The sequence below is a fragment of the Desulfobacter sp. genome (genome assembly GCF_050177295.1).
The window spans coordinates 1-5,954 of sequence record NZ_JBFXHE010000280.1; the positions used below are offsets into that span (position 1 = coordinate 1).

Consider the following 5,954-nt stretch of genomic DNA (forward strand, 5'->3'; position numbering starts at 1 on the left):
CCCAGGCCCTGTTGTCCGTTTTCTGCTGTTATAACATCATAATCATTATCTTCCAGATAATCGGAAAGGCTTTGTCGGATATGCTTTTCATCATCAATTACAAGTACTTTCAACTGCCGTCCCCCCCTTTCTATCGCTCGATCTGTTCCAACGGTAACCGTATAATAAACGTTGATCCTTTCCCTAACAGGGAAACCACATCCATAGTACCGTGATGATTCTGCGTAATGATAAAATATGAAACAGATAACCCAAGTCCGGTTCCGATACCTATGGGTTTTGTGGTGAAAAACGGCTCAAAAATCCTTGACTGGGTAATTTTGTCCATACCAGGCCCGTTATCCTCGATTTCTATCCGTAACATTTTTTCTTCTTTAGCAATGCGTAAAATAAAACAGGGTGTATAATCGCTGCCCATGTTTTGGGAGTGCATTGCCTGGGCACCATTGCGCAGGATATTCAACAGAACCTGCTGAATTTTTACCCCCTCACAGTTAATCATGGGAAGGTTATCTTCATATTTTTTAATAATTTTGATTGTTTTAAAATCGTAATGTTTTTTCATGTCATAGTCTGTAGCAGCAAGTTCAAGAATCCTGTCCATAAGCTGGGCTGGATGATGACTTGAAAAATCCGCATTTGATTTTCTGGAAAAACTAAGCATATTATCAACGATTTCAGACACTCTCCGACCGGATTCATTTATAGCGCACAACATCCTTAAAATACCCCTCTTTTGCATAAATACCCTGATCTGATTCACAGATATGCCGATTTCATCAGCGACGCTAATGTTTGCCGGTATTTCCAGATTTTCCAGCCTTGATTTCATTACATTCGCCGTTTGTATGATACCAGCCAAGGGATTGTTGATTTCATGGGCCATGCCGGCTGCCAACCCGCCTACAGACAACATTTTTTCATTCTGGACCATCATCTCCTCAAGACGTACCTGATCTGTTACGTCATCAATTCGGATAACCGCACCGTCTATATCACTGGCGGTAACCAGAGGATAGATGGTAATGTCCTCAAAACCGCGTTCCTGTCCTGTGTTAAATGATACTTTTAGCGTACTTATTACCCGGCGCTCCCTGATAGAGGTCATAATACGATCCTTTTCGCGGGCTAACCGGGGGAACACCTTGCCCAGCGGTTTGGCATATGCATCTTCAAACGACACCCCGGTTATCTGCTCTGTTCGGTTATTCCACTGGGTGATGTTACCGTCCCGGTCCACAGCCACAAGCATGGATGGCATGGAATTGATGATGTTGGATAAAAAATTGCGCAGCCTGGTCAGCTCTTTTTCATTTTCGTGAAGTTCCTGATTCAGCCGTGACATTTCCACAACTTTTGTTTTAATCTCTGCGGCCATGGCATTAAAGGCCCAGGCCAGTTTTCCGATCTCATCTTGGGCCCGGATGGGGACGACTACATCAAAATTACCGTCTTTAATACCTTTCATGGCATTCAAAAGATGGCCAATGGGGGCTAAAATAACCGTATTCAGCCCGGAAATACCTACAGCAATAACCAAAAAGGGAACAATAAAAAGAAATAAAACCGTGGTTATCAGGCTGAACCGGCTCGCCTCTTTAAGTTTCTTATTGGCAGACGAAAGCTGTGATGTGACTTTTGCGACAATGGTATCAAATTCTGTTCCGCGTGCTGCCTGGTCAAAGTTGTGCTTTGCATCTGATATTTGTTTGTTAAAACGCGAAAGAATCGTATTTGATTCAATAATTAACAGCTCAAGGGATTTGATTTGGGTAAACAATTCGGAAAACAGCCCGGAAATGCTGCCGTCTGAATCAATCAATTGAATCTGTGAAGAGATAAATAGCTGATTTTCAATAACGATACTTGCGGCATCGTCTGGAAACTGTTTGGATATCAAGGCATTGAGCGCAACCAATGTTAATTGATTAAGACTTTTTAATACATACGGCGCCAAGGTGCTTTTTTCAGAAACATTATCTCCCAAAACAGAATCCAACTGGACAATGGCCAGCATGGTTGTAATTTTTTCATCCAGTTGGTGATAGAGTCGGTTTATTTTATCTCTCAGTTGCCTGAAAGACCGATCAGTTTCTGTTGACGCCTGTTCTTTGAGGGCAATCAGGTCAACCAGCCGCAATCCTGATTTCGCCAGGATCTCATGATTGAGAAGATGCGGGCCGGCCGGCAACTGGAAATGCTCCTTTGCCAGCGGCGGGACATGTTCCTGCGCAACGATATCCGCTATCAGGCTGATTACATGATTTCTCCATTTTATAGACGCTTGAATACCGGCTAAATCCTGGTTTGCTTTGTCCCGGGCATTTAAATTGAACGAAACCTCGCGGTGGAGCCGGATACTCATCAATGCAAGCATAACAAAAATTAAAAAAAAGAGTGTGCCTGAGATAAAAATTTTATTTTTAATGGTCACATTATACATCCTTTTTTTTATTTTTCTGCCAGAACCCGCATCCCACCCAGGCTTTCCGCCCATCTTTCAGAACGATTCCCTTCAGGTATGAACATTTTGTCTGAAGTGTATTGGTATATGGATTCAACCAGTCATATTGAATCCAACCCTGGCCCTCCTTTTCGATCATCCGGGCTATTTCATAAAAAAGCAACCTGCCGTTTGGCGTCCTTAGATGCCACATGTTTTTTCCGATAAGTTCGGGGCGAACAGCCTGTGCACAGGAGATCGCTTCCTTTTTCTCTATGTTATAGCAGTGCATAAAGACATAGAGATTTTTATCCCGATCAAAAAAATCTGGATGGGTTTGGAGAGCGTGTTGCACAGTGGACATATCGTTGGAATGGACATTGACAAAGGCATGGACCGCCTCGACAATCGCCTTTGTTTTTTCGGCAACCGCCGGAAGCGGTCTACTCTGTTGCTGAGCGTCTGCCACGGGTATCAGGCCTATAACCAACCATATTATAAGAAACAATGGATTAGCCCAAAAATTCATAAGTATCCCTTCTCCCTCTTGTACATAAATAAAACATGTCTGGCGTTTATTTAAAAACAGATTCGGCCATTTGGCAAGTTCATTTTCCGAAGATCAATTAACGATTTTTAAATGATTCAAATGAATTGAATTGATGATAGCAAACTGTATTGGCTTAAGCAATTGATTAATACCATGAATCGCTATTCATAGTTTCGCTTGTTTCGCTGCCGGTGGTTTTCGCGAAATCCTTTGGCGAGCAGGCATAAACCGGGGTCAGCCCATCAGTAGCATCCCGGCGGAAAAAACAAGAGCCAGACCAACGACCCAACCCTCTTTTCCATTGGTGGAAAACCGTGGATCCGTGCGGTTTTCATTGTAACACCTGGCCTGCATGGCAAGGGTCAGGTCATCTGCGGATTGAAATGTTTTTTTCAGCAGGGGCCAGGAGAGGTTGATAAGTCGCCGCACAGGATTTTTCCTTAAATTGCCGCACCGGGCATTGACGGCATGGGTCACTTCCCTGGCGTTAGCGAGGATCAGGGGCATGAATTTCAGGGCCAGACCCACCATCACAGCCACCCGTTTTTCAGGAATAAAAGGAACAGGTTTGAAAAACCACTGGACAGCCGCCTTGATTTCCATGGACCGGGTTGTTGCCGTCAATATCAGCCCTAACAGCATGACGACCAGAAACCGTAACGCAACCAGGCTGCCGGAAGTAAAACCCTGGCGGCTCAGGGTGAATCCATGCAGGGTCACCATGGGATCACCGGGCGTGCCTGCCCACCGGCAGAAAAATATCAGTATTAAAAACAAAAGAAAGGTTTTCAGGGCCTTTACAAGCTTTGCCGGGCCCACCCCCAATTTTTTCAATATAAAGATCAAAACGCACAAGCAGACAATATTCGCGGGCAATTCCGTCTTTAGTACAGACAGGCTCAACAGGCAGACCAGAAGGCATTTGCACCGGACATCCAGGGTGTGCCATAAGGTGTTGCCGGGACGATAAGAAAAAAGTGTCACCGTGTCCACGCCTGTGCCATGGGGGTAAACGGATTTTTTACGCCATATGATTCAAGACAGGGGGCAAGCAAGATTGGATCTCCTTGTTCCTTGATCCGTCCTTTGTCCATGATTACAATTTTAGTGGCAAACGTGATCACCGGTGCCACATCATGGGTGGTCATGACAATGGCGTGCCCGGACTGGTGAAGTTTTCGGCACAGTCCGGCCAGGGATAAAACAGATGGATAGTCCAGATTGGCAAACGGTTCGTCAAAAACAATCAGATCCGGTTCCATGACCAGGATGCCGGCAATGGCCAGCCGCCGCTTTTCTCCGCCGGAAAGGGTGGCAGGATTTCTGTCTCGTAAGTGGTCCAGGTCGAGCAGGGTAAGGACTTTATTCACTTTGCCATTAATCTCTTCCCGGCCCATGTTTAAATTTTCCGGACCAAAGGCGGTTTCATCAAACACGGTATCTGCAATGATCTGGGTATCCGGGTCCTGGAAAACCATACCGATTTTTTTGCGGGCAAAGGTCAGGTTTTTTTGAATATCCTGCCCGTTGAACAGAACCCGGCCGGTATCCGCCATCAACAGACCGTTGAAATGACGGATCAAGGTGGTTTTTCCGCATCCGTTTTTTCCGGCAAGCACAATGAAATCATCCCGGGATACGGTCAGACAAATCTCAAATATGCCTGTATCCCCCGAACCAAAGGCATGGGTCAGATGATCTGTTTTCAGCAATACGTTATCCATAAAACGCTTACAACCGGATCAGGGGACGAAGCTTTCGGGCGATTATTACCGCTGCAACCATTTTAACCACAGCACCGGCAAGAAAGGGGTACATGCCCGCAGCCAGGGCCTTGCTCCAGGAGACGGCCAGCACCCATTTCAGCCAGGGTACACCGAACAGGTAAATCACCGCCATTCCCGCAATGATGGCCACACTATCCCGGATCAGGCTATTTTTAGTGCGACCGGATATGACAGAGGTAAGAAATGCGGCCGGCAGATAAGAGAGAAGATATCCGCCGGTGGGGCCGACCACTTTTCCAATACCCGAAGTGCCGCCGGCAAATACCGGCAGTCCGGCAAATCCCATGAGCAGATAAACCGCCACGCACCCGGCAGCCCAGGCCGGCGGCAGGATCAAACCCGCCAGGAGGACAAACATGTTTTGAAGTACAATGGGGACAGGGCCCACAGGTATGGCAATCATTGCGCCAATACTGATCAGGGCGATAAAAAGGGCTGAATATACAATCTGTTTTACAGAAACATCCATATGTTTACCATTCATCTCAGGTTATTTTTCAGGCGTGAAAACAATCGCCATAAATAATTTTCCGGGTGATGCCGTCCCGGCCTTGAACAATGAGGGCACCGGAGTCATCCACATCCAGGGCCTTGCCCTCATACACCCGGTCATGGGTTTGAACCCTGACATCGCTGCCGATGGTGGCGGTCCGTTCCTTCCACCGGCTGATGATCCGGGCCGGATCAATGGTCGAAATCCTGGATTCAAACAGATCCAGGAAACGGATCAGGATCTGTTTTCTGGACACAGATTTTCCCAGGGCTGTTTTCAGGGAAATGGCCTGGTATTGATTTGATTCAGGTTCATTGTTCACATTAAGGCCGATGCCCAGAAACAGGAAATTAACCATATCGGCCCGGGTTTCCATTTCCGCCAGCAATCCGGAGAGCTTGCGGCCCTTGAGAAGCAGGTCATTGGGCCATTTGACACGGACATCCAGGTCAAATAAGCCGGCCAGAACTTCGGCCATGCAGGCCGAAGCGGCAAAATTCATGGTCCAGGCCAGGGGCGGCGGCAAATCCGGTTTAAGGATCAGGGTAAACCAAAGCCCGCCCCGGGCAGAGGCCCAGGGCCTGTTCAGTCTGCCCCTGGAGGCTGTCTGGACTTCGGCAATGACGCAACCGGCATGCTGGAGACCTTGCCGGGCTATCTTTCGGGCCTGGTCCATGGTAG

General features: G+C 47.1%; 6 protein-coding genes. All 6 read right to left on the reverse strand.

Features of this window, described 5'->3' with window-relative positions; translation table 11 throughout:
- Positions 1–130: 130 nt before the first annotated feature.
- On the reverse strand, positions 131–2,434 hold the full coding sequence (locus AB7U36_RS16760) for an ATP-binding protein (RefSeq protein WP_428160843.1): 2,304 nt from the start codon (positions 2,432–2,434) through the stop codon (positions 131–133).
- A 1-nt stretch (position 2,435) separates the two neighbouring features.
- Positions 2,436–2,912: a cache domain-containing protein gene (locus tag AB7U36_RS16765; protein ID WP_428160844.1), complete on the reverse strand. Its 477-nt coding sequence runs from the start codon at positions 2,910–2,912 to the stop codon at positions 2,436–2,438.
- A gap of 315 nt (positions 2,913–3,227) precedes the next feature.
- The gene (locus AB7U36_RS16770; RefSeq protein ID WP_428160845.1) at positions 3,228–3,977 is read right to left on the reverse strand and encodes an energy-coupling factor transporter transmembrane component T family protein; all 750 of its coding nucleotides are present in this window, start codon (positions 3,975–3,977) and stop codon (positions 3,228–3,230) included.
- Positions 3,974–4,717: an energy-coupling factor ABC transporter ATP-binding protein gene (locus AB7U36_RS16775; RefSeq protein WP_428160846.1), complete on the reverse strand. Its 744-nt coding sequence runs from the start codon at positions 4,715–4,717 to the stop codon at positions 3,974–3,976. The genes AB7U36_RS16770 and AB7U36_RS16775 overlap by 4 nt, the downstream gene beginning before the upstream one ends.
- A gap of 7 nt (positions 4,718–4,724) precedes the next feature.
- Positions 4,725–5,264 carry a biotin transporter BioY gene (locus tag AB7U36_RS16780; RefSeq protein WP_428160847.1) on the reverse strand — a complete coding sequence of 180 codons (540 nt, stop codon included), beginning with the start codon at positions 5,262–5,264 and terminating at the stop codon, positions 4,725–4,727.
- A 13-nt stretch (positions 5,265–5,277) separates the two neighbouring features.
- Positions 5,278–5,954 (reverse strand): biotin--[acetyl-CoA-carboxylase] ligase (locus tag AB7U36_RS16785; protein ID WP_428160848.1); only part of this gene is annotated, 677 nt, incomplete at its 5' end.

Coding starts and splice junctions, on each gene's coding strand:
- AB7U36_RS16780 (WP_428160847.1), bottom strand. CDS start 5,264: ATGAATGGTAAACATATGGATGTTTCTGTAAAACAGATTGTATATTCA.
- AB7U36_RS16775 (WP_428160846.1), bottom strand. CDS start 4,717: ATGGATAACGTATTGCTGAAAACAGATCATCTGACCCATGCCTTTGGT.